Source organism: Rahnella sp. EDr1-12, from assembly GCF_049206505.1.
Classification (GTDB): domain Bacteria; phylum Pseudomonadota; class Gammaproteobacteria; order Enterobacterales; family Enterobacteriaceae; genus Rahnella; species Rahnella rivi.
The window spans coordinates 93,618-117,790 of record NZ_JBLZNY010000005.1; the positions used below are offsets into that span (position 1 = coordinate 93,618).

Sequence of the window (24,173 nt, forward strand, 5' to 3'; positions counted from 1 at the left end):
AGCCTTTTTTAATACATATTTTTCGTGGTGCTGGCAGAAAGTGAAAGGGCATTTTCCAAAATCACATCGGGCAGCCAGCATTGCGCACTCAGCCCGTGACCTGAGGCACGATTACGCAACGTCAACGTTCCGCAGTGAAGTTGAGCAATGCGTATCACAATGTTCAAACCCAACCCGCTGCCGCCATAACGTTGATCCATACGTTTGAATGCCTGGGTCAGCTCACACGCTTTTGTCTCATCAATCCCCGGACCTTCATCGTCAATTTGTATCAGGAAACCCTTGTTCTGTGGCTGCACTGTAATGAGTATTTCACTGTTCTCAGGGCCGTAGCGGAAAGCATTTTCCACCAGATTCCTCACCAGTAAACGAAGCAGAACGGCATCTCCCTGAAGCGTGGCATGTTGCGGAAGCCTCAAAATCAGCTTTTGTTGGCGATCTTCAAGCATCTCGCAGAACTCTTCACGCAGCGGTTCGATGACGTTTGCCACAAGATCCACTTGCTGATATTCACCTTTAGCAAAATTTTGTCCGGCGCGGGATAACATCAGTAATTGTTCAATGGTATGCATAAGCTGATCGATGCGACCAATCAGGGTATCGCTGCCGGTGATGCCATTTTTTTGCATGATCTCAAGATGCAGACGCACTCCGGCAAGTGGCGTTCGTAATTCGTGAGCGGCATCGGCGGTGAATAATCGTTCCTGCTGAATCGTATTTGAAAGGCGCGAAAACAGCTGATTGAGGGCGTTTGTCACCGCCACCACCTCGCGAATTTCGCTGTTCAGAGGCAAAGGCGAAAGGTTATCTGCCGAACGGGTTTCCAGACGTTTTTGTAACTGGTTTAACGGACGAATAATCCAGCTGATCGCCCAGAAGGAGAGCACCAGAGTAATGGTCATCATCAGCAAAGAAGGCGCAATCAGCGAGGCAATCGCTTCGGCAATTTCCTTCTCAACATGCGCATTGCGAACTTTGGCGGAAAGCGTGTCATTCACCAGCAAATTAATCTGCTCCTGACTTTCATGCCAGAGCCAGAAAATGCTGGTGAGTTGGGTGACAAAAAGAATCAACGCCAGCATGACCAGAAGACGGCGGCGCATACTGGTCACGGTGCTATCTCCAGCCGGTATCCAATACCGCGCACTGTGCGGATGAGTTCCTTACCCAGTTTGCGGCGCAGGTTATGGACGTGAACTTCCAGCGTGTTGGATCCTAAATCGTCCTGCCAGGTATAGAGATCTTGCTGAAGTAACTCACGGTTGACCGTTTGCCCGGCGCGCATCATCAGCCGGGTTAAAATCGCAAATTCCTTCGGCGTGACTTCCACCTGAGCATCACCCAGATAGGTTTGCTGCGACGAGAGGTTAATTTTCAAATTGCCAACGGAAATCTCGTTATCACTTTGTCCCTGATAGCGGCGAATAAGCGCACGAACCCGCGCCTGGAGCTCGGCCAGGGCGAAAGGTTTGATCAGGTAATCATCGGCACCGGCGTCCAGGCCATCGACGCGGTCTTCAAGAGCATCACGGGCGGTCAAAATGAGGACGGGGAGGGAAATTCTTTGGCGACGCCATTGACGCAGAAGCGTGGCGCCATCTTTATCTGGCAACCCTAAATCAAGGATCACCAGACTGTATTGACTGGTCTGGATGAGGCTTTGCGCTTCTGCCGCGGTGGATGCGCAGTCGCACACATAATTATCGCTGGTTAATGCCAGCGATAAACCCTGCCGCAAAAGTTCATCATCTTCAACTATCAGCAGTTTCATCGTCTGGCACTTCTCCAGGGTTAATTATTTTGGTAGACGTCCTTATAGAGACGGCTCTCAAAGCGTACCAGCGGAGCGCGACGCGTACGCTGGTCTTCCGGAGGCACTGCGTATCCGGAGAGGAACTGAACAAACGCCATGCGCTGCCCGCTGGCGGTGGTGATAAAGCCTGCCAGGTTGTATACGCCAGACAGTGAGCCTGTTTTCGCAGACACTTTGCCGTCCACTCCGGCTTCGTGCAGACCACCGCGATACTGCAGCGTACCGTCATGACCGGCCAGTGGAAGCATTGAGATAAAGTCTAAATCCTTATCATTCTGCGCGATGTATTGCAGTACCTGCATCATCGTCGCCGGTGACAGCAAATCGTGACGTGACAGGCCTGAGCCATCAACCTGAATAGAGTTGCCTAAATCGATGCCCGCTTTCTGGCGAAGGATTTGGCGCACAGCATCTGAACCGGCACGCCAGGTTCCCGGCACACCAAACCGCTGATGACCAATCGTACGAAATACCGTATCGGCAATCATGTTGTCGGATTTCTTCAGCATGATGCGCAGCAGATCATGCAACGGGGCAGACTGCGTTTGTGCAAGCACTGTCCCGGCAGGTGTCTGGCGCGTCTGACGTTTCAGCGTGCCATCAATCTGAATATCTGCCTGCAAGAGTTCGTCTTTCAAAATTGCACCGGCATAGCTGGCACCATCCTGAATGGCGAAAGCCAGTGGCAAAGGTTCACTACGTTGGGTCAGACAACCGGTCAATGTGTAGCGATTGAATTCTCCCGGCACCACATCCAGTTCACAATACTGTGCATCCGGAGAACCTTTTGCCAGCGTGCGGACCTCACTGAACATATGCACCGGATAATAGGAGGCTACGCGGATAAAGGCGTTTTCATCAGGTTTAGGCGCGCTGTAAAGGGACACCGAGAAACAGTTGCGATCGACAATCGCCGCGGCGGGCGGCGCACTGAAGCACTGTGTGATGTCATTCCATGGCCAGCCGGGGGCTTTGTCATGGCTGGCAAACACTGACGTGTTCACGACCACATCACCACTGATCTCTTTAATGCCCTGTTTTTTCAGCACCGCGACCATATTCCGAATATTCTGACGCTTCAGCGTCGGATCTCCGGAAAAACGCGCGACCAGATCCCCTTTTAAGACGCCATCTGAAACGGAGCCCGGGGTTTCAAGGGTGGTAGTGAATCGGAAATCTGGACCCAACTGAAGTAAGGCCGCCAGCGCGGTCAGGATCTTCATGGTACTGGCGGGCAACGCCATCTGGGAACCGTGATAGTCGATGGCAGGCGCGGGAGCGCCTATTTTCTGTACCAGCACAGCCAGATTCGTACCGTCAGGCAGATATTCTGTGTAATTTTCGATCTGAGCCGCATTTGTATTCAGAACAAACGCGCATGCTAATCCACTGACTATTCGTATAAAACGCATTATTTTGAGTAAAGGCTCTGGGTAACAACAGGATAATGTGGTGCCATACTACGATGCTACGAACCCAGGCGCAACGTGGCTGAAAGTAAACGATGATCCTCAAGGAACTCTACGTTAAAATACGAATCATAATGCAAAATGAATCCTGGCCTGGTGGCAACTCCGGGTGAGGTTTTTTTTGTTTTTCGCCAGAGTGAGTAGGTCAAAAGAGCTGGCTTAATTTCTTACCTGATTCAATCAGGACGGTGTTTACCGAAAGGACCAAGTTAGAGGTAATGAATATATGAAACCGATTCCGATGACGTTGCGTGGCGCAGAAAGATTACGTGAAGAGCTGGATCATCTGAAGGGCGTACGTCGTCCAAAAATTATTGCTGATATTGCCACTGCGCGCGAACACGGCGATCTGAAAGAGAATGCTGAGTATCACGCTGCCCGCGAACAGCAGGGCTTCTGTGAAGGCCGTATTCAGGAGATCGAAGCCAAGCTTTCAAATGCTCAGGTGATCGACGTGACAAAAATGCCGGCGACGGGTCGTGTCATTTTTGGTGCCACGGTGAAATTGATGAACCTGGACAGCGAAGAAGAACAGACCTACCGTATCGTGGGTGACGACGAAGCTGACTTTAAGCAAAATCTGATTTCTGTGAACTCACCTATCGCACGCGGTTTGATTGGGAAAGAACAGGATGACGTGGTTGTGATCAGCACCCCAGGCGGGGATGTTGAGTTTGAAGTGCTGAAGGTCGAGTACCTCTAAAAATCTGCATTAAAAAGGGCGAAACGTAATGTTTCGCCCTATAAATCACCCATTCATGAAGTGAATGACTTCACATTAAATTGAAAACTAACGTAAAAAGACCAGTGATAGCCTTTTCCTGAACGTGATTTCGTGGCACCTTTCCGAAAATCTAAAGCGTTTTTCGTTAAACTCTGACGAATTAACGCGGTAAGATAATTTTGCGGTCTTCGGTAGAAGGGCGATAAAGTACCAGCATATTGCCGATAACTTGCACATTACACGCCTTGGTTTCACGCACGATAGCGTCTACGATCAAGGTCTTCGTTTCGCGTTCTTCTGCCGCGACTTTAATCTTGATCAGTTCGTGATGCTTCAGTGCCTGTTCGATTTCGGCAAGCACGCCTTCTGTCAGGCCGTTGTTACCCAGCATGACAACCGGTTTCAGTGGATGTGCCAGACCTTTCAGGTACTGTTTTTGTTTATTGTTAAGATTCATCGTCTTTTTTGCTTAAGTTGGGATTGAAAACGGGTCATTCTACCGCCATCTCATGTATATGACCAACCCGCACTGCTTCGGGATGTGATTTATACTGACTTAGCCATAGACGTCATGACGCTAACAGCTTGTTCCAAAAGCTCTAACACAGGGTAGTTGGAAAACTATATGGTTACTAAATAATGTCTATTAAAAAGCGTTCTGCAAGTTCCACACGCTGGCTGCAGGAACACTTTAGCGATAAATACGTGATTCAGGCACAGAAAAAAGGGCTGCGTTCCCGCGCCTGGTTTAAGCTTGATGAGATACAGCAGGGCGATAAGCTGTTCAAACCCGGGATGACCGTTGTGGATTTAGGCGCAGCACCCGGCGGATGGTCGCAGTTTGCCGCCACGCAGATCGGTAGCAAAGGGCGCATCATTGCTCTTGACCTTTTACCTATGGATCCTATTGTTGGAGTCGATTTCCTTCAGGGGGATTTTCGTGATGAATTAGTTCTCAAAGCGCTGCTTGACCGCGTGGGAGAAAACAAGGTTCAGGTGGTCATGTCCGATATGGCCCCGAATATGAGCGGTACACCGGCAGTCGATATTCCAAAATCGATGTATTTGGTTGAGTTAGCGCTGGATATGTGTCGGGATGTATTAGCACCAGGCGGAAGTTTCCTGGTGAAGGTGTTCCAGGGAGATGGCTTTGATGAATACCTGCGGGAAATTCGCTCCCTGTTTACGAAGGTGAAGATTCGTAAGCCAGACGCTTCCCGAGCACGTTCGCGAGAAGTGTACATCGTAGCGACAGGGCGGAAACTGTAGTACCCTAACGCTGTTTGTTAACACAGTTGTAATATGAGGTTGATCCCTTGAGTGACATGGCGAAGAACCTGATTCTCTGGTTAGTCATCGCAGTAGTATTGATGTCTGTATTTCAGAGCTTTGGGCCCAGCGAGTCTAATGGCCGTAGGGTAGATTATTCTACCTTCATGTCCGAATTGACCCAAGACCAGATTCGCGAAGCGCGTATCAATGGACGTGAGATTAACGTTGTTAAAAAAGACAGCAACAAGTACACGACCTATATTCCAGTTGAAGACCCTAAGTTGCTGGATACGCTGCTGAGCAAAAATGTAACCGTAGTGGGTGAGCCACCAGAGCAACCAAGCTTACTGGCCTCTATCTTTATTTCCTGGTTCCCAATGTTGTTGTTGATTGGGGTCTGGATCTTCTTTATGCGGCAAATGCAGGGCGGCGGCGGCAAAGGGGCGATGTCCTTTGGCAAGAGCAAAGCGCGCATGCTGACAGAAGATCAAATTAAAACGACTTTTGCGGATGTTGCAGGTTGCGACGAAGCCAAGGAAGAGGTTAGCGAGCTGGTTGATTACCTGCGCGAACCTAGCCGTTTCCAGAAACTGGGCGGTAAAATTCCTAAAGGCGTCCTGATGGTCGGTCCTCCGGGTACCGGTAAAACCTTGCTGGCGAAAGCCATCGCAGGTGAAGCCAAGGTTCCTTTCTTTACTATTTCTGGTTCTGACTTCGTCGAAATGTTCGTGGGTGTCGGCGCATCCCGTGTGCGTGACATGTTCGAACAAGCGAAGAAAGCTGCTCCATGTATCATCTTCATCGATGAAATTGACGCCGTTGGCCGTCAGCGTGGTGCAGGTTTAGGCGGCGGTCACGATGAACGTGAGCAAACGCTGAACCAGATGTTGGTTGAGATGGACGGCTTTGAAGGTAACGAAGGCATTATCGTTATTGCTGCGACTAACCGTCCTGACGTTCTTGACCCGGCATTGCTGCGTCCGGGCCGTTTCGACCGTCAGGTTGTGGTTGGCTTGCCAGACGTGCGTGGCCGCGAACAGATCCTTAAAGTTCACATGCGCCGCGTTCCTCTGGCAACAGATGTTGATGCTTCAGTGATTGCACGTGGTACACCGGGCTTCTCCGGTGCTGATCTGGCAAACCTGGTCAACGAAGCCGCTCTGTTCTCTGCACGTGGTAATAAACGTGTGGTGTCTATGGTTGAGTTCGAAAAAGCCAAAGACAAAATCATGATGGGTGCGGAACGTCGCTCCATGGTGATGACAGAAGCACAGAAAGAATCCACCGCGTATCACGAAGCGGGTCACGCCATCATTGGCCGCCTGGTTCCTGAACACGATCCTGTGCACAAAGTCACGATTATTCCTCGTGGCCGGGCATTGGGTGTGACGTTCTTCCTGCCAGTAGGTGATGCGATCAGTGCCAGCCGTCAGAAACTCGAAAGCCAGATTTCCACGCTATACGGTGGTCGTCTTGCTGAAGAGATCATCTACGGTGTAGAAAAAGTCTCTACCGGTGCATCTAACGATATCAAAGTGGCGACATCCATTGCCCGTAACATGGTTACGCAGTGGGGCTTCTCAGACAAATTAGGTCCGTTGCTGTATGCGGAAGAAGAAGGCGAAGTCTTCCTCGGCCGTTCAGTAGCAAAAGCAAAACACATGTCTGATGAAACGGCGCGAATCATCGATCAGGAAGTGAAATCTCTGGTTGAACGCAACTATGCACGTGCGCGTACTTTGCTGATGGAAAACATGGATATCCTTCATTCAATGAAAGATGCCCTGATGAAATATGAAACCATCGATGCACCACAGATAGACGATCTGATGAACCGTACTGAAGTTCGCCCGCCAGCTGGCTGGGATGACGTCGGCGGTAAAAATGGTAATGGCAATTCTAACGACGGTGGTTCGCCAAAAGCACCAACGCCGGTTGATGGGCCTCGTACGCCAAATCCTGGCAATACGATGTTTGAACAATTCAGCGGCAAATAAGTCGCTGGTTGGAAAAATGCTGATTACATACTACCCCGGGCTTGCCCGGGGTTTTTTATGCGTGCATTCTTTGCCCCGGAATTTAGATATTACGACCACTGACCGATCAAACGAGACATGACGTATGCAACTCACAGCCAGAGAATCGATTCTAAACCTCACTTTTCCTCAGGTAATGGGGATCCTGAATGTTACGCCGGATTCATTTTCCGATGGAGGAAGGCATAACTCGCTGGATCTCGCACTCAGGCATGCTGAGGCGATGATCAATGCCGGGGCAACCCTTCTTGATATTGGCGGAGAGTCGACGCGTCCAGGTGCTGCTGAAGTCAGTGAAGATGAGGAACTGGCGCGTGTGGTGCCGGTTGTTGAGGCGATTGCCCGTCGCTTTGATGTCTGGATTTCAGTGGATACATCAAAAGCGATCGTTATCCGCGAAGCTGCCCGCGCAGGTATGCATCTGATCAATGACATTCGCTCTTTACAAGAGCCGGGTGCATTGCAGGCAGCCGCAGAAACAGGGTTGCCCGTTTGCCTGATGCACATGCAAGGGCAACCGAAAACAATGCAGCACTCCCCAAAATATGAGGATGTGGTTGCTGAAGTCGCGGAGTATTTTGTTGAACAAATTGCACGCTGTGAGAATGCCGGCATTCCGAAAAGCAAATTGTTACTCGACCCGGGCTTTGGTTTCGGTAAAAATCTGAACCACAATTACCAGTTGCTCGCCAGACTGGCTGAGTTTCATCATTTCGGCTTGCCTCTTCTCGTTGGCATGTCGAGGAAATCCATGGTCGGCCAACTGCTTCATGTCTCACCAGAACAACGTGTGACGGGAAGTGTTGCCTGTGCTGTTATCGCAGCCATGCAGGGCGCTCAGATCGTCCGTGTACATGATGTAAAAGAAACCGTCGAAGCGATGCGTGTCGTCGAAGCTACACTTTCTGCAAGGGATAAAAAATAACTATGAGCAACCGTAAATACTTTGGCACCGATGGCATTCGCGGAAAAGTAGGTGATAACCCAATCACGCCAGATTTCGTTCTCAAACTCGGCTGGGCAGCGGGAAAAGTTTTAGCGCGCCACGGCTCTCGTAAAGTGATTATTGGTAAAGACACACGCATCTCGGGCTATATGCTGGAATCTGCTCTTGAAGCAGGGCTGGCGGCTGCGGGCTTATCGGCATCCTTTACCGGACCGATGCCCACCCCTGCGGTGGCGTATCTGACGCGTACTTTCCGTGCAGAAGCTGGGATCGTGATTTCTGCTTCCCACAATCCTTATTACGATAACGGCATCAAATTTTTCACCATCGATGGGACAAAGCTGCCAGATGACGTGGAAGAAGCCATCGAAGCCGAACTGGAAAAACCGCTGACCTGCGTTGAATCGGCAGAGTTAGGCAAAGCCAGTCGTATAGTGGATGCGGCAGGTCGTTACATCGAATTTTGCAAAGGGACTTTCCCGAGCGAACTCAGCCTTAACGGTCTGAAAATTGTGGTCGATTGTGCTAACGGTGCAACTTATCACATTGCGCCAAGTGTCCTGCGCGAGCTGGGCGCGAAAGTCATCGCTATCGGCTGTGAGCCAGACGGCATGAATATTAACGAAGAGTGCGGCGCAACGGACGTTCGTCAGTTGCAACAGCGCGTTCTGGCAGAAAAAGCTGACGTCGGTTTGGCATTTGATGGTGACGGCGATCGTCTGATCATGGTTGACCACGAAGGTAACAAAGTTGATGGCGACCAGATTCTTTATATCATCGCGCGTGAAGGTCTACGTCAGGGGCAACTTAAAGGCGGTGCGGTAGGCACGCTGATGAGTAATATGGGCCTCGAACTTGCGCTCAAGCAGCTCGGCATTCCTTTCACACGTGCGAAAGTCGGCGACCGCTACGTTCTGGAAAAAATGCAGGAAAAAGGCTGGCGTATTGGTGCTGAAAACTCCGGTCATATCATCTTGCTGGACAAAACGACCACAGGAGACGGTATTGTTGCAGGTTTGCAAGTACTCACCGCAATGGTCCGTAACCACATGACTCTTCATGATTTGTGCAGCGGTATGAAATTATTGCCCCAAATTCTGATTAATGTGCGATTCGCTGGCGAACATGATCCGCTGGAATCTGATGAAGTGAAGCAGGTAACCGCTGAAGTTGAAAAGCAACTTGCAGGCCGTGGCCGCGTTTTATTGCGTAAATCAGGCACAGAACCTTTGTTGCGTGTCATGGTGGAAGGTGAAGATGCGGCGCTGGTAGAAAAATTAGCCAATCGCATTGCCGATGCAGTGAAAGCGGTCAAGCCGTAACCCGATAAGAAATGGCGAATTTTTCTGCTCTGCGCCGTTGTCTCCTCATCAGATAACGGCGCAGATAATACCTGATTAAGGTTTTTTGGATGAATTTGCCGTTTTTTTCCGCAAACGAACATTCCATTGCAAATTGCTCTTGCGCGGCCATACGGCTTTGGTTAGTATTCACACCCGCTTCAGTGGGTCCTTAAATGGCCTGCTAAATTGGTGAGAAGCAATTGGCATGCGGTGAACCCGCGAGGATACAGGTACTACTATGTACGACGCTCTTCTGGTGATTTTCCTTATCGTAGCAATCGGCCTTGTGGCTTTGGTTATGCTGCAACAAGGTAAAGGCGCTGATATGGGAGCCTCTTTCGGAGCAGGTGCTTCAGGCACATTGTTCGGTTCGAGTGGTTCCGGTAACTTCATGACCCGTATGACCGGCGTGTTGGCCGCTTTGTTCTTTATCATTAGTTTGATTCTTGGGAACATGAGCACCAATAAAGGCCAAAAAGGCAGTGAGTGGGAAAACTTAAGTCAGCCAGCGCAAACTGAGCAGACAACTGCACCGGCAGCTCCAGCAGCGCCGAACAGTGATGTTCCTCACTAAGCAGTAACCTTCTTACCTAAAGAAGTGAAAAGTTTTAAACAGTGGCTTGAACTTGGACAGTACAAGCGATTGTGAAAAAAAAGAGTGCCGAGGTGGTGGAATTGGTAGACACGCTACCTTGAGGTGGTAGTGCCCGAATGGGCTTACGGGTTCAAGTCCCGTCCTCGGTACCAATCTTTGTGATAATTTGCTTTTTAGCGATTATCGGCGTAGTATTTGCCACGTTTTCGGACGCGGGGTGGAGCAGCCTGGTAGCTCGTCGGGCTCATAACCCGAAGGTCGTCGGTTCAAATCCGGCCCCCGCAACCACTTTCCCTAAGTGTTTATTTCAAATAGACTTTCAGTATCTTCCTGTGATGTTCTGCAGTTCCCATTTGAAAGCTTCAATTTGAAAATAACACTTCGAAAGTTGTACCGAAGCCGCTATGCGGCAAATAGGGTCCAGTTGCATAAAGCCCCGATTTATCGGGGTTTTTTGTTATTTGGCAACAGAATCACTGGGCTATTTAGCCCTTTTTTTATGTCTTGGGGGTGGGCTTGTCCACATTAGAACAAAAATTAACAGAGCTGATTACAGCACCAGTCGAGGCACTTGGCTTTGAGCTGGTGGGCATCGAGTTCGTTCGGGCTCGCCAATCGACGTTGCGCATCTATATTGATAGTGACGCCGGGATCAATGTTGATGATTGTGCTGATGTCAGCCACCAGGTGAGCGCTGTGCTGGACGTTGAAGATCCAGTCACCGTCGCCTATAACCTGGAAGTTTCCTCTCCAGGCCTTGATCGTCCTATGTTCACCGCTGAGCATTATCAACGTTTTATCGGTGACGAAGTCAGCATGGTACTGCGTATGGCGGTCCAGAATCGTCGCAAATGGCAGGGCATCATCAAAGCTGTCGAAGGCGAAATGATCACGGTGACTGTGGAAGGGAAAGACGAAGTGTTCGCACTGAGCAACATCCAGAAAGCGAACCTGGTACCCCACTTTTAAAGAGTTTGGAAGAGGCAACTAGGATGAACAAAGAGATTCTGGCTGTTGTAGAAGCAGTTTCTAATGAAAAATCCCTCCCGCGCGAGAAGATTTTTGAAGCGCTGGAAATTGCATTATCAACAGCGACCAAGAAAAAATACGAGCAGGAAATCGAAGTCCGCGTCAGCATTGACCGTAAAACAGGTGACTTCGATACCTTCCGTCGTTGGGTTGCAGTCGACGAAGTGACTCAGCCAACGCGTGAAATCACCCTCGAAGCAGCACAGTATGAAGAACCGTCTATCGAACTCGGCGGTTACATCGAAGATCAAATCGAGTCAGTCACATTCGACCGCATCACCACCCAAACCGCAAAACAAGTTATCGTACAGAAAGTACGCGAAGCTGAACGCGCGATGGTTGTTGAGCAGTTCCGTGAACAGCAGGGCGAAATCGTCACTGGCGTCGTGAAAAAAGTTAACCGCGACAGCATCGCCCTGGATTTAGGCAGCAATGCTGAAGCTGTGATCCTGCGTGAAGATATGCTTCCGCGTGAAAACTTCCGCTCTGGCGACCGTATTCGTGGCGTTCTGTATGATGTTCGTCCTGAAGCACGTGGCGCACAGCTGTTTGTCAGCCGTTCGCGCAACGAAATGCTGATCGAACTGTTCCGCATTGAAGTGCCAGAAATCGGTGAAGAGCTGATCGAAATTAAAGCGGCAGCCCGCGATCCTGGCTCCCGTGCAAAAATCGCAGTGAAAACCAACGACAAACGCATCGATCCTGTCGGTGCTTGTGTCGGTATGCGCGGTGCACGCGTTCAGGCCGTTTCCAGTGAACTGGGCGGCGAACGTATCGATATCATCCTTTGGGATGACAATCCTGCGCAATTCGTTATCAACGCTATGGCTCCGGCAGATGTTGCCTCCATCGTGGTTGATGAAGATAAATGCACCATGGATATCGCCGTTGAAGCCAGCAACCTGGCACAGGCGATTGGCCGTAATGGTCAGAACGTACGTTTGGCTTCCCAGCTGTTGAAACAACATCGTGGTGATGACAGATGGGAACTGAACGTGATGACAGCAGACGACCTTCAGGCCAAACATCAGGCTGAGGCACACGCTGCGATTGAAACCTTTACTAAATACCTGGCCATTGATGAAGATTTCGCCACGGTTCTGGTAGAAGAAGGTTTCTCTACTCTCGAAGAACTGGCTTATGTGCCAGTGAACGAACTGCTTGAAATCGACGGCCTGGATGAAGACACCGTGAATGCGCTTCGCGAACGTGCGAAAGAAGCGCTGACGACGTTGGCTTTAGCCCAGGAAGAAAGTCTCGGTGACAACAAGCCTGCTGACGATCTGCTGAACCTGGCGGGTCTGGAACGTAGCATGGCGTTTAAACTGGCTGCACAAGGCGTTTGTACGCTGGAAGATCTTGCCGAGCAGGGTGTCGACGATCTGGCTGATATTGAAGGTCTTACTGACGAGCAGGCTGGTGAACTTATCATGGCCGCGCGCAATATCTGCTGGTTTGGCGACAACGCGTAATAAACTGTAGCAGGAAGGAACAGCATGACAGATGTAACTGTAAAATCGCTGGCGGCAGAGATTCAGACCCCGGTAGATCGCCTGGTACAGCAATTTGCTGATGCAGGGATCTCGAAGTCCGAATCTGACTCTGTGACCCAGCAGGAAAAAGAAACATTGTTGGCGCATCTGAATGGCGGAAACGCTGGTGCGACAAACAAACTGACGTTACAACGCAAAACGCGTAGTACACTGAATATTCCGAGCACCGGCGGGACGAGTAAATCGGTGCAAATCGAAGTCCGCAAGAAACGCACTTATGTTAAACGTGATATGACCGAAGCAGAACTTGCCCAGGCCGAAGCGGAAGAGCAGGCGAAGCGTGACGCGGAAGAACAGGCACAGCGTGCAGCAGCAGAGCAAGCCCAGCGCGAAGCTCAGGAAAAAGCCAAACGCGCCGCCGAAGAGCAAGCTAAACGTGAGGCCGCTGATAAAGCTAAGCGTGATGCAGCGGAAAAAGATAAAGTGACGAATCAACATACTGACGAAGTAACCAAACCAGCTCAGGCAGAGAAAGCACGCCGTGAAGCTGAAGCCGCAGAGCTGAAACGCAAAACGGAAGAAGAAGCCCAGCGTAAGCTTGAAGAAAACGCCAAGCGCATCGCAGAGGAAGCCCGCAAAATGGCTGACTCAGGTGTCTGGACTGAAACTGTCGCGCCAAGCGAATCAGAATCTGCTGACTATCATGTCACCACTTCTACCCACGCCCGTGCAGCTGAAGACGAAAATGACGCCAAAGTTGAAGGCGAACGTCGTAGTCGTACCCGCGGTGGCAAAGCGACCAAGCAGAAGAAAGGCAATAAACTGTCTGAATCTAAAGCGGATCGCGAAGAAGCACGTGCCGTTGGCCGTAATGGTAAAGGCAAGCGTAAGCCAAGCACACTGCAACAGAGCTTCAACAAGCCTGTCGCTGCTGTGAATCGTGACGTTGTTGTGGGTGAAACCATTACCGTTGCTGAGCTGGCGAACAAAATGGCAGTTAAAGGCTCTCAGGTCATCAAAACGATGATGAAACTGGGTGCGATGGCTACTATCAACCAGGTTATTGATCAGGAAACTGCTCAACTGGTTGCTGAAGAAATGGGCCATAAAGTTATCCTGCGTCGTGAGAACGAACTGGAAGAAGCGCTGATGAGCGACCGTGATACCGGCGCTTCAGCTGCCGCTGAGCCACGTGCTCCGGTTGTGACCATCATGGGTCACGTTGACCACGGTAAAACCTCCCTGCTTGACTACATTCGCTCAACGAAAGTTGCTGCGGGCGAAGCCGGTGGTATTACTCAGCACATCGGTGCTTATCACGTTGAAACAGAAAACGGCATGATCACCTTCCTGGATACTCCGGGACACGCCGCGTTTACTTCAATGCGTGCACGTGGTGCCAAGGCAACTGACATCGTGGTTCTGGTTGTTTCAGCCGATGATGGCGTGATGCCACAGACCATTGAAGCAGTTCAGCATGCGAAAGCGGCTGGCGTGCCAATCGTGGTTGCAGTGAACAAAATTGATAAGCCAGATGCTGATCCAGATCGCGTTCGCACCGAGCTTTCTCAGTACGGCGTTATGCCGGAAGAGTGGGGCGGTGAATCTCAGTTCATCCATGTTTCTGCGAAAGTCGGTACGGGTATCGACGATCTGTTGCAAGCCATCTTGCTGCAAGCTGAAGTATTGGAACTGAAAGCGGTACGTACCGGTATGGCAAGTGGTGTTGTGATCGAGTCCTTCCTGGACAAAGGTCGCGGCCCGGTAGCAACAGTTCTGGTTCAGGAAGGTACGCTGAATAAAGGCGATATCATTCTGTGCGGCTTCGAATACGGCCGTGTTCGTGCGATGCGTGATGAACTGGGACGTGACATTCTGTCTGCAGGTCCTTCTATTCCTGTCGAAGTGTTGGGTCTGTCCAGCGTTCCGGCTGCGGGTGATGAAGTGACTGTTGTTCGTGATGAGAAGAAAGCTCGTGAAGTTGCTCTGTATCGTCAGGGTAAATTCCGCGAAGTGAAACTGGCTCGTCAGCAGAAATCTAAACTGGAAAACATGTTTGCGAACATGACCGAAGGTGAAGTTTCTGAACTGAACATCGTTCTGAAATCTGACGTACAGGGTTCTTGCGAAGCGATTTCCGATGCACTGCAGAACTTGTCAACCGACGAAGTGAAAGTCAAAATCGTAGGTATGGGTGTCGGTGGTATTACCGAGACTGATGCAACGCTGGCAGCCGCTTCCCGTGCGATCATCCTGGGCTTCAACGTGCGTGCGGATGCTTCTGCCCGTCGCGTCGTAGAAAGCGAAAGCCTGGATCTGCGTTACTACTCCGTCATCTATAACCTGATTGATGAAGTCAAACAGGCGATGAGCGGTATGTTGGCGCCAGAGTACAAACAGCAAATCATCGGCCTGGCTGAAGTTCGTGACGTGTTCAAGTCACCGAAATTTGGTGCAATTGCAGGTTGTATGGTTACTGAGGGTATGATCAAACGTAACAACCCAATCCGTGTACTGCGTGACAACGTGGTGATCTACGAAGGCGAGCTGGAATCCCTGCGTCGCTTCAAAGATGACGTTGCTGAAGTTCGTAACGGCATGGAATGTGGTATCGGCGTTAAGAACTACAACGATGTGCGTACTGGTGATGTGATCGAAGTCTTCGAAATCATCGAGATCAAACGTACTATCGCTTAACGTTTGCGAAGTAGCTGATATCCAGATGGGGGCCTTGCGCCCCCTTATTTGTCTGGAGCAAGTGGAGAAAGAATCATGGCAAAAGAATTTAGCCGTACTCAGCGTGTCTCTCAGGAGATGCAAAAAGAAATCGCGATTATTTTACAGCGCGAAGTCAAAGATCCACGCGTTGGCATGGCCACCGTGTCCGGCGTAGAAGTGTCACGTGACCTGGCTTATGCCAAAGTGTTCGTCACCTTCCTCGATGTGTTGACCACCGATAATCACGATCCCGATCGTGTGAAAAACGGCATCAGAGCCTTACAGGATGCATCAGGTTTCATTCGTACCCTGATCGGTAAAGCGATGCGTTTGCGTGTTGTTCCGGAACTGACCTTTGCTTACGATAACTCCCTGGTTGAAGGCATGCGTATGTCTAACCTGGTGACTAACGTCGTGAAGAATGATGCTGAACGTCGTTCAGCTGCAGGCGACGACGAGGAAGCATAATGAGCCGCCCACGTCGCCGCGGCCGTGATATTCACGGCGTTCTGCTACTGGACAAATCTTACGGCTTGTCTTCCAACGATGCCCTGCAAAAGGTGAAACGCCTTTACAACGCGAACCGCGCAGGACATACCGGTGCGCTCGACCCTCTGGCAACTGGCATGCTGCCATTGTGTTTAGGTGAAGCGACCAAGTTCTCACGTTTTCTGCTGGATTCTGACAAGCGTTATCGGGTCATTGCCCGCCTCGGCCAACGCACTGATACGTCTGACGCTGAAGGTGAGATCGTTTCCGAACGTGAAATAACCTTTACGCCGCAGCAACTCGACGACGCACTCGATAGCTTCCGCGGGGAAACCCAGCAAATTCCTTCTATGTATTCTGCTTTAAAATACGAAGGCAAGAAGCTGTATGAATACGCACGCCAGGGTATCGAAGTTCCCCGTCAATCTCGCAGTATTACGGTGTATGAACTGAAGTTTATCCGCTGGGAAGGCGTTGAGGTTGAACTGGAAATCCATTGCTCAAAAGGCACTTACATTCGCACTATTGTGGATGATTTAGGTGAAAAATTGGGTTGTGGCGCACACGTCACTTATTTGCGTCGTTTGCAGGTGGCTACGTATCCCCTTGAGCGCATGGTCACAATGGAAAAACTCCATGAGTTGATTGCTCAGGCAGAAGAGCAGGGCATCGAGCCACGCTTGCTGTTGGATCCGTTGTTGCTGCCTATGGACAGCGCATGCGAAGACTTCCCGGAAGTGAATTTGCTGCCTGTGGTGGCCGGATACGTTAAACAGGGTCAACCTGTTCAGGCATCGGGCGCACCGACGAGCGGCATGGTTCGCATTACGGAAGGTGAAGAACATAAGTTTATCGGCATTGGTGAAATTGACGATGATGGCCGCATTGCGCCACGTCGTTTAGTCGTCGAATACGCCGAATAAGCGCTTTTTGCCCACCTTGCGATCATATATAGCAAAGGGTAGAATAGCGCAGCTTATGCATTGGGTAGCTGAATTAGAGATCGGCACCCGTTTAAACTATCTATAATATTTTGGAGTATAATTATGTCTCTAAGCGTTGAAGCTAAAGCTCAAATCGTTTCCGACTTTGGTCGCGGCACTAACGACAGTGGTTCTACCGAAGTTCAGGTTGCTCTGCTGACTGCTCAAATTAACCATCTGCAAGGTCACTTTGCAGAGCACAAAAAAGATCACCACAGCCGTCGTGGTCTGCTGCGTATGGTTTCTCAGCGTCGTAAACTGCTGGACTACCTGAAGGGTAAAGATGTAGCGCGTTACACCAGCCTGATCGAACGTCTGGGTCTGCGTCGCTAATCAAGCGAGTTTCAGTGTAAAGGGGCCAATAGGCCCCTTTATTCTAGGAAGCAACACCAAATCAGGGTACTGTATGGCTGTTGTTTCTGCTGTTTTTCTAAGAACATGAACTTCCGTTACAGATGTTTTCGCGCGGCTAATGAGAGACTTTATTGCCACATTGTCAGGTCAATAAGGATTGTCATTAGTCGCGAGAATGTAGTGAGAAGCTCGGATATCTATCGGCGTGAACTGCTGTCATAACAGCTGCGTGCCACAATTAAGGACATTACATTGCTTAATCCGACTATTCGTAAATTCCAATACGGCCAGCACACCGTTACGCTGGAAACCGGCATGATGGCGCGTCAGGCGACTGCAGCCGTGATGGTTAGCATGGACGACACCGCGGTATTCGTTACCGTTGTTGGCCAGAAAAAAGCCAAACCAGGTCAGAGTTTCTTCCCACTGACGGTTAACTACCAGGAGCGTACTTATGCTGCTGGTCGTATCCCGGGTAGCTTCTTCCGTCGTGAAGGCCGTCCAAGCGAAGGCGAAACACTGACTTCACGTCTGATCGACCGTCCAATTCGCCCACTGTTCCCGGAAGGTTTCCTGAATGAAGTTCAGGTTATCGCGACCGTGGTTTCCCTGAACCCGCAAGTAAACCCTGACATCGTTGCGATGATCGGTGCGTCTGCTGCCCTGAGCCTGTCTGGTATTCCTTTCAGCGGCCCAATCGGTTCAGCACGCGTGGGTTACATCAACGATCAGTACGTTCTGAACCCAACCGCAGATGAATTGAAAACCAGTAGTCTTGACCTGGTCGTTGCCGGTACTAAAGGCGCGGTTCTGATGGTTGAGTCTGAAGCTGACGTTCTGAGCGAAGACCAGATGCTGGGCGCTGTGGTGTTCGGCCACGAGCAACAACAAATCGTTATCGATAACATCAACTCTCTGGTTGCTGAAGTCGGTAAAGCGAAATGGGATTGGCAGCCAGAAGTGGTTAACGCAGAGCTGCACGCTCGCGTTGCAGCGCTGGCAGAATCTCGTTTAGGTGATGCTTACCTGATCACTGATAAACAAGACCGTTACGCTCAGATCAACGTCATCAAAGCGGAAGTGGTTCAGACCCTGCAAGCAGAAGATGAAGCGCTGGACGCTGGCGAAATTTCTGACCTGCTGGGTAGCATTGAGAAGAATGTGGTGCGTAGCCGTGTTCTGCGTGGCGAGCCACGTATCGATGGTCGCGAAAAAGACATGATCCGCGGTCTGGACGTTCGTACTGGCGTTCTGCCACGTACTCACGGTTCAGCGCTGTTTACGCGTGGCGAAACTCAGGCACTGGTTACTGCCACTCTGGGTACTGCCCGTGACGCGCAAAACCTGGATGAACTGATGGGCGAGAAGTCTGACAGCTTCCTGTTCCACTACAACTTCCCTCCGTACTCCGTTGGTGAGACCGGGATGGTGGGTTCACCAAAACGTCGTGAAATTGGTCACGGCCGCCTGGCGAAACGCGGCGTGCTGGCGATGATGCCAAAACCAGAAGACTTCCCGTACACCGTACGTGTCGTGTCTGAAATTACTGAATCTAACGGTTCATCTTCTATGGCTTCTGTTTGTGGTGCATCTCTGGCCCTGATGGATGCAGGTGTGCCGATCAAAGCCGCTGTTGCAGGTATTGCAATGGGTCTGGTTAAAGAAGGCGAAAGCTTTGTTGTTCTGTCTGACATTCTGGGTGACGAAGATCACCTGGGCGACATGGACTTCAAAGTGGCCGGTAGCCGCGATGGTATCACCGCGCTGCAGATGGACATCAAAATCGAAGGTATCACCCGCGAAATCATGCAGGTGGCTCTGAACCAGGCTAAGGGTGCGCGTCTGCACATTCTGGGCGTAATGGAACAGGCTATCAGCACTCCGCGCGGCGATATCTCTCAGTTTGCTCCACGTATCCACACCATCAAGATCAGCCCGGACAAAATCAAGGACGTGATCGGTAAAGGTGGTTCTGTGATCCGTGCCCTGACTGAAGAAACGGGTACAACCATTGAAATCGAAGATGACGGTACTGTGAAGATCGCAGCAACCGACGGCGAGAAAGCAAAATACGCTATCCGTCGTATCGAAGAGATCACCGCAGAAATCGAAGTTGACCGTATCTATCAGGGTAAAGTGACCCGTATCGTAGACTTTGGTGCGTTTGTTGCCATCGGCGGCGGTAAAGAAGGTCTGGTTCACATTTCTCAAATCGCTGACAAGCGTGTAGAGAAAGTGACTGATTACCTGCAAATGGGTCAGGAAGTACCGGTTAAGGTACTGGAAGTTGACCGTCAGGGCCGTGTGCGTTTGAGCATCAAAGAAGCCACTGCACCGACTCAGGACGATACAACTAAGCAACCTGACGCAGAATAATCTGTAACAGAAGTTTTACAGCTCCTTTCCATCCGGAGAGGAGCTGTTCGTATCACGAGCGTAGGACGCGTTTGTGTTAAGCAAGCGGATGACAGGACGTCTATCCAATGTTTGTCTCCGGGAGTAGAAATGAAGCCTTTCTTGCGCTGGTGTTATGTTGCGACAGCACTTATGTTGGCAGGATGCAGCAACCATGATTGGCGTAAAAATGAAGTTCTGGCGATTCCTTTGCAGCCAACGTTGCAGCAGGAAGTCATCCTGGCACGCATGGAACAAATTCTTGCCAGCCGGTCATTAACCGATGATGAGAGAGCACAGCTATTATATGAGCGCGGTGTGCTGTATGATAGTCTCGGGCTAAGAGCACTGGCGCGTAATGATTTTTCACAAGCGCTGTCTGTTCGTCCTGATATGCCAGAAGTTTTTAACTACCTGGGGATTTACCTAACGCAGGCAGGCAATTTCGATGCTGCCTATGAAGCGTTTGATTCTGTACTAGAGCTTGATCCAACTTACAACTACGCGCGTTTGAACCGAGGTATCGCCCTGTATTACGGTGGCCGATTCTCGTTAGCGCAGGATGATCTGCAGGCGTTTTATCGAGACGATCCAAATGATCCCTTCCGTTCATTATGGCTTTATCTTGCGGAGCGAGAAATCAATCCAAAGGATGCCGACGTAGCGCTTCAACAGCGTTATGACAAAGCGGACAGAGGGCAATGGGGATGGAATATCGTCGAATTCTACCTGGGCAAAATCAGCGAATCTACGCTGATGGAACGTCTCAAGGCAGAAGCAACGGATAACACTTCGCTCGCTGAGCATCTCAGTGAAACTGACTTCTATTTAGGTAAGCACTACCTAAGTCTGGGGGACAAGAACAGCGCTGCGGCACTGTTCAAACTGACGGTAGCTAACAACGTTCACAACTTTGTTGAGCACCGCTATGCATTGTTGGAATTGGCGCTTTTGGGCCAAGAGCAAGACGACCTATCAGAATCGGACCAGCAATAGCTGACGACACCAATCAGCCTGATTAATCATGGTTTTTACCATTTTTAAGCGCCTTAACGGGCGAGGGTTGCTTTGTTCGTTTTATAATCTAATTTGAGCCGGTTCACACTTTTCAATGAAAATGACTGAAAATTTTCTCGACGAGTTATGTAGACTGGCTGCCATTATTAATGAGGCACGTGTACATGACTACTGAGCTTGAAACCTCTTTTGCTGACCTGGGGCTGTCTGCTCCGATCATTTCTGCCCTGACTGATTTGGGCTACGAAAAACCTTCACCAATCCAGGCTGAGTGTATTCCTCACCTGCTGAGTGGCCGCGACGTTCTGGGTATGGCGCAGACCGGTTCCGGTAAAACTGCTGCATTCTCTTTACCTTTGCTGCACAACATTGATGCTTCACTGAAAGCACCACAAATTCTTGTTCTGGCTCCGACCCGCGAACTGGCGGTTCAGGTTGCTGAAGCAATGACCGATTTCTCTAAACATATGCATGGCGTGAATGTGGTTGCCCTTTACGGCGGCCAGCGCTATGACGTTCAGCTGCGCGCACTGCGTCAAGGTCCACAAGTTGTTGTGGGTACCCCGGGCCGCCTGCTGGACCACCTGAAACGCGGCACCCTGAACCTCTCTAACCTGAGCGGTCTGGTGCTGGACGAAGCTGATGAAATGCTGCGTATGGGCTTCATCGAAGACGTTGAAACTATCATGGCGCAGATCCCGGCTGAACATCAGACCGCATTGTTCTCTGCAACCATGCCAGAAGCGATTCGTCGCATTACGCGTCGCTTCATGAAAGATCCACAGGAAGTGCGTATCCAGTCAAGCGTGACTACCCGTCCGGACATCAGCCAGAGCTACTGGACTGTGCACGGCCTGCGTAAAAACGAAGCACTGGTGCGTTTCCTGGAAGCAGAAGACTTTGATGCAGCCATCATCTTCGTTCGTACTAAGAGCGCGACCCTTGAAGTGGCCGAAGCTCTGGAACGTAGCGGCTACAGCAGCGCTGCACTGAACGGCGACATGAACCAGGCGCTGCGTGAGCAAACCCTGGAGCGTCTGAAAGATGGCCGTCTGGACATTCTTATCGCAACCGACGTGGCAGCACGTGGTCTGGATGTAGAACGTATCAGCCTGGTTGTTAACTATGACATCCCGATGGACTCTGAGTCTTACGTTCACCGTATCGGTCGTACCGGTCGTGCAGGCCGTGCTGGTCGCGCATTACTGTTCGTCGAAAACCGTGAACGTCGCCTGTTGCGTAACATTGAACGCACCATGAAGCTGACCATTCCAGAAGTTGAAATTCCTACTGCTGATGTCCTGGGCGAGCGTCGTCTTGCTAAGTTCGCAGCAAAAGTTCAGCAACAACTGGAAAGCAGCGATCTGGATCAGTACCGTGCATTGCTGGCTAAACTGCAACCTGCAGAAGAGCTGGACATCGAAACGCTGGCTGCTGCACTGCTGAAAATGGCACAGGGCGAACGTCCTCTGATCGTTGCTGCTGACCCAATCTTCAAAAGCCGTCCACCGCGTCGTGAATTTGAAGAACGTGGCGATCGCGGTGACCGTGGCGATCGTCGTGACCGTCCGGCTCGCAGTAACGACCGTCCTGCACGTGATGGCGACAGCCCACGTCGTGAGCGTCGTGACGCTGGCGAAATGGAACTGTATCGCATCGAAGTGGGTCGTGATGATGGTGTTGAAGTTCGTCACATCGTTGGCGCGATCGCTAACGAAGGCGACATCAGCAGCCGTTACATCGGTAACATCAAGCTGTTCGGTACGCACTCTACTATCGAACTGCCGAAAGGTATGCCGGGCGAGATTCTGTCTCATTTCACCCGTACTCGTATCCTGAACAAACCGATGAACATGCAGTTGCTGGGTGATGCTCAGCCACAGGCTGCGCGTCGCGAACGTCCAGCAGGTGCAGGTGGTGAGCGTCGTGGTAACGGTGCTCCGCGTCCTTTCAACGGTGACCGTCCTGCGGGTGCAGGTGGCGAACGTCGTGGTAACGGCGCTCCACGTTCTTTCAGCGGCGATCGTCGTGAAGGTTCTTCTGCTGCAGGCGAACGTCGTCCGCCAAGCCGCGCACCACGTCGCACGACTGACGCATAATTTATCGCACCTGGTTTTACTCAGGTGCAGATAATAAAAAACCAGCCTTAACCGGCTGGTTTTTTTTCGTCTTAAATTTGTGAACGCGATTAACTGATGCGCTGTTCTTTTACCAAATCATCCTGTAAACCGGCCACAATCTCGAAGGAATGCAAACGCGCCTGATGATCAAAAATCTGACCGTTAATCATCAGCTCATCCGCTTGTGTCTCACGCAGAATGGACTGCAATCCCTGACGTAGCGTGTCTTTATTACCGACGACCGACATACGCAGTGCATTATCCACCCCAAATCGCTCTGACGCGGACCACAGACTTTCAATGTTATCCACGGGTGCTGGCAGTTTGCCCGGCATACCGCGACGCAGATTGATGAACTGCTGCTGATTTGAGGTAAACATCCGTCGCGCTTCCTCATCCGTATCCGCGCCAATCGCGTTAATACACACCATGGCATACGGCTTCTCAAACTGGGCAGAAGGCTGGAATTTACTGCGATAGATGGCCAATGCCTGATAGAGCATATCCGGCGCAAAATGCGAGGCGAAGGCAAAAGGCAATCCCAGTGCGGCGGCCAGCTGAGCGCTGTACAAGCTCGATCCCAGCAGCCAGATCGGCACATGCAATCCCTGACCCGGCACGGCCTGCACTGCCTGCTGTGGCTGAACTTCGCCGAAGTACAACTGTAATTCCTGCACATCTTTCGGGAAATTATCGACTTCACCGGAGAGATGGCGGCGCAGTGCAATCATTGTGCGCTGATCGGTACCCGGCGCGCGGCCAAGGCCAAGATCGACACGGTTCGGATACAGCGTCGCCAGTGTGCCGAACTGTTCGGCAATGACCAGCGGGGAATGGTTGGGCAGCATGACCCCGCCGGAACCGACGCGAATCGTTTTAGTGCCGCCCGCGATGTATCCCAGCAACACCGACGTCGCCGCACTGGCGATGCCGGTCATGTTGTGATGCTCAGCCATCCAGTAACGTTGATAGCCCCATTTTTCAGCATGTTGTGCCAAATCGAGGGAATATTTAAAGGCCTGCGCTGCGTCGGCACCTTGTGGAACGGGTGCTAAATCCAGCACGGATAGGGGAACGGTGTGTTTATCAGACATAGTCACGGCTCACTCGTTGATGGGCGAAACACAAGCAGTTCGCCCGCTAAAAATGCTCATAATTAGAACGAGTATTACCCATTCACCGTGGATTGAATACTGCATTTGTGCCTTTCCTGATCCTCCAACTCATGCGTGACGACTATGAATTGCGTTTAATTTATCGTTTCAGTCAATATGTTGTTTTGTGTTAAAAACTCTCTGTCAGCGCCGCTATGATTGAACGCCTCCTGTGATGTATCGATCACTCCGAAAACAGAGTGCGGCGAAAGGACACTCAAGGA

The 24,173-nt window shown here is 50.9% G+C and carries 22 protein-coding genes and 2 tRNA genes; 18 read left to right on the forward strand and 6 right to left on the reverse strand.

Annotation, left to right across the window (positions count from 1 at the left end):
- Positions 1-8: 8 nt before the first annotated feature.
- Genes pmrB through dacB form a run of 3 tightly spaced genes read right to left on the reverse strand, consistent with a single transcriptional unit; the run spans position 9 to position 3,225 of the window.
- On the reverse strand, positions 9-1,112 hold the full coding sequence (gene pmrB / locus ACO0U8_RS18885) for a two-component system sensor histidine kinase PmrB (RefSeq protein ID WP_136375215.1): 1,104 nt from the start codon (positions 1,110-1,112) through the stop codon (positions 9-11).
- Positions 1,109-1,771 carry a two-component system response regulator PmrA gene (gene pmrA / locus ACO0U8_RS18890; protein ID WP_056782444.1) on the reverse strand — a complete coding sequence of 221 codons (663 nt, stop codon included), beginning with the start codon at positions 1,769-1,771 and terminating at the stop codon, positions 1,109-1,111. The genes pmrB and pmrA overlap by 4 nt, the downstream gene beginning before the upstream one ends.
- Before the next feature lie 20 nt (positions 1,772-1,791).
- Positions 1,792-3,225, reverse strand: coding sequence for a serine-type D-Ala-D-Ala carboxypeptidase (gene dacB, locus ACO0U8_RS18895; protein WP_056782443.1), 1,434 nt, complete (start codon positions 3,223-3,225; stop codon positions 1,792-1,794).
- A gap of 283 nt (positions 3,226-3,508) precedes the next feature.
- Between dacB and greA the strand changes: the two genes are divergently transcribed.
- On the forward strand, positions 3,509-3,985 hold the full coding sequence (greA, locus tag ACO0U8_RS18900; protein WP_056782442.1) for a transcription elongation factor GreA: 477 nt from the start codon (positions 3,509-3,511) through the stop codon (positions 3,983-3,985).
- Between the two features lie 181 nt (positions 3,986-4,166).
- Here greA and yhbY read toward each other — a convergent pair whose 3' ends face one another.
- Positions 4,167-4,463 (reverse strand): ribosome assembly RNA-binding protein YhbY, encoded by a 297-nt coding sequence (gene yhbY, locus ACO0U8_RS18905; protein ID WP_056782441.1) that lies wholly within the window; start codon positions 4,461-4,463, stop codon positions 4,167-4,169.
- 182 nt (positions 4,464-4,645) lie between these two features.
- On the opposite strand from yhbY, the gene rlmE reads away from it, so the two are divergent.
- From rlmE to glmM, 4 genes are all read left to right on the forward strand, one after another.
- Entirely contained in the window at positions 4,646-5,275 is a 630-nt protein-coding gene (rlmE, locus tag ACO0U8_RS18910; protein WP_056782440.1) for a 23S rRNA (uridine(2552)-2'-O)-methyltransferase RlmE, read from the forward strand.
- A 47-nt stretch (positions 5,276-5,322) separates the two neighbouring features.
- On the forward strand, positions 5,323-7,275 hold the full coding sequence (gene ftsH, locus ACO0U8_RS18915; RefSeq protein ID WP_421671416.1) for an ATP-dependent zinc metalloprotease FtsH: 1,953 nt from the start codon (positions 5,323-5,325) through the stop codon (positions 7,273-7,275).
- A 124-nt stretch (positions 7,276-7,399) separates the two neighbouring features.
- The gene (gene folP, locus ACO0U8_RS18920) at positions 7,400-8,239 is read left to right on the forward strand and encodes a dihydropteroate synthase (RefSeq protein ID WP_056782438.1); all 840 of its coding nucleotides are present in this window, start codon (positions 7,400-7,402) and stop codon (positions 8,237-8,239) included.
- 2 nt (positions 8,240-8,241) lie between these two features.
- A complete protein-coding gene (glmM, locus tag ACO0U8_RS18925; RefSeq protein WP_390973355.1) occupies positions 8,242-9,582 on the forward strand; it encodes a phosphoglucosamine mutase in 1,341 nt (446 codons plus the stop codon).
- Here glmM and ACO0U8_RS18930 read toward each other — a convergent pair.
- Positions 9,572-9,754 carry a hypothetical protein gene (locus ACO0U8_RS18930; RefSeq protein ID WP_421671417.1) on the reverse strand — a complete coding sequence of 61 codons (183 nt, stop codon included), beginning with the start codon at positions 9,752-9,754 and terminating at the stop codon, positions 9,572-9,574. The two genes, glmM and ACO0U8_RS18930, sit on opposite strands and share 11 nt — an antisense overlap.
- Before the next feature lie 87 nt (positions 9,755-9,841).
- Between ACO0U8_RS18930 and secG the strand changes: the two genes are divergently transcribed.
- From secG to ACO0U8_RS18995, 13 genes are all read left to right on the forward strand, one after another.
- Complete coding sequence (gene secG / locus ACO0U8_RS18935) at positions 9,842-10,177, forward strand: preprotein translocase subunit SecG (RefSeq protein WP_056782436.1); 336 nt, start codon at positions 9,842-9,844, stop codon at positions 10,175-10,177.
- Positions 10,178-10,263: 86 nt separating this feature from the next.
- Positions 10,264-10,350 (forward strand) — tRNA-Leu (locus ACO0U8_RS18940).
- A 59-nt stretch (positions 10,351-10,409) separates the two neighbouring features.
- Positions 10,410-10,486, forward strand: a tRNA-Met gene (locus tag ACO0U8_RS18945).
- A gap of 228 nt (positions 10,487-10,714) precedes the next feature.
- On the forward strand, positions 10,715-11,167 hold the full coding sequence (gene rimP, locus ACO0U8_RS18950) for a ribosome maturation factor RimP (RefSeq protein ID WP_056782522.1): 453 nt from the start codon (positions 10,715-10,717) through the stop codon (positions 11,165-11,167).
- A 23-nt stretch (positions 11,168-11,190) separates the two neighbouring features.
- Positions 11,191-12,699, forward strand: a complete 1,509-nt coding sequence (gene nusA, locus ACO0U8_RS18955) for a transcription termination factor NusA (RefSeq protein WP_056782435.1) — start codon at positions 11,191-11,193, stop codon at positions 12,697-12,699.
- A gap of 24 nt (positions 12,700-12,723) precedes the next feature.
- Positions 12,724-15,417, forward strand: coding sequence for a translation initiation factor IF-2 (gene infB, locus ACO0U8_RS18960; RefSeq protein ID WP_056782434.1), 2,694 nt, complete (start codon positions 12,724-12,726; stop codon positions 15,415-15,417).
- Between the two features lie 75 nt (positions 15,418-15,492).
- Entirely contained in the window at positions 15,493-15,906 is a 414-nt protein-coding gene (rbfA, locus tag ACO0U8_RS18965) for a 30S ribosome-binding factor RbfA (RefSeq protein WP_056782433.1), read from the forward strand.
- Positions 15,906-16,850 carry a tRNA pseudouridine(55) synthase TruB gene (gene truB / locus ACO0U8_RS18970; RefSeq protein ID WP_056782432.1) on the forward strand — a complete coding sequence of 315 codons (945 nt, stop codon included), beginning with the start codon at positions 15,906-15,908 and terminating at the stop codon, positions 16,848-16,850. Before rbfA ends, truB begins: the two co-directional genes overlap by 1 nt.
- Before the next feature lie 123 nt (positions 16,851-16,973).
- Positions 16,974-17,243, forward strand: a complete 270-nt coding sequence (gene rpsO, locus ACO0U8_RS18975) for a 30S ribosomal protein S15 (protein ID WP_056782431.1) — start codon at positions 16,974-16,976, stop codon at positions 17,241-17,243.
- A 273-nt stretch (positions 17,244-17,516) separates the two neighbouring features.
- A complete protein-coding gene (pnp, locus tag ACO0U8_RS18980; protein ID WP_056782430.1) occupies positions 17,517-19,640 on the forward strand; it encodes a polyribonucleotide nucleotidyltransferase in 2,124 nt (707 codons plus the stop codon).
- Positions 19,641-19,769: 129 nt separating this feature from the next.
- Positions 19,770-20,654: a lipoprotein NlpI gene (gene nlpI / locus ACO0U8_RS18985; RefSeq protein ID WP_056782429.1), complete on the forward strand. Its 885-nt coding sequence runs from the start codon at positions 19,770-19,772 to the stop codon at positions 20,652-20,654.
- A 121-nt stretch (positions 20,655-20,775) separates the two neighbouring features.
- Positions 20,776-20,850, forward strand: coding sequence for a protein YrbN (gene yrbN / locus ACO0U8_RS18990; protein ID WP_223499600.1), 75 nt, complete (start codon positions 20,776-20,778; stop codon positions 20,848-20,850).
- Positions 20,840-22,774 (forward strand): DEAD/DEAH family ATP-dependent RNA helicase, encoded by a 1,935-nt coding sequence (locus ACO0U8_RS18995; RefSeq protein WP_122096272.1) that lies wholly within the window; start codon positions 20,840-20,842, stop codon positions 22,772-22,774. The genes yrbN and ACO0U8_RS18995 overlap by 11 nt, the downstream gene beginning before the upstream one ends.
- An 89-nt stretch (positions 22,775-22,863) precedes the next feature.
- On the opposite strand, the gene ACO0U8_RS19000 is transcribed toward ACO0U8_RS18995, so the two are convergent.
- Positions 22,864-23,889 carry a luciferase-like monooxygenase gene (locus tag ACO0U8_RS19000; RefSeq protein ID WP_421671418.1) on the reverse strand — a complete coding sequence of 342 codons (1,026 nt, stop codon included), beginning with the start codon at positions 23,887-23,889 and terminating at the stop codon, positions 22,864-22,866.
- Positions 23,890-24,173 lie beyond the last annotated feature (284 nt).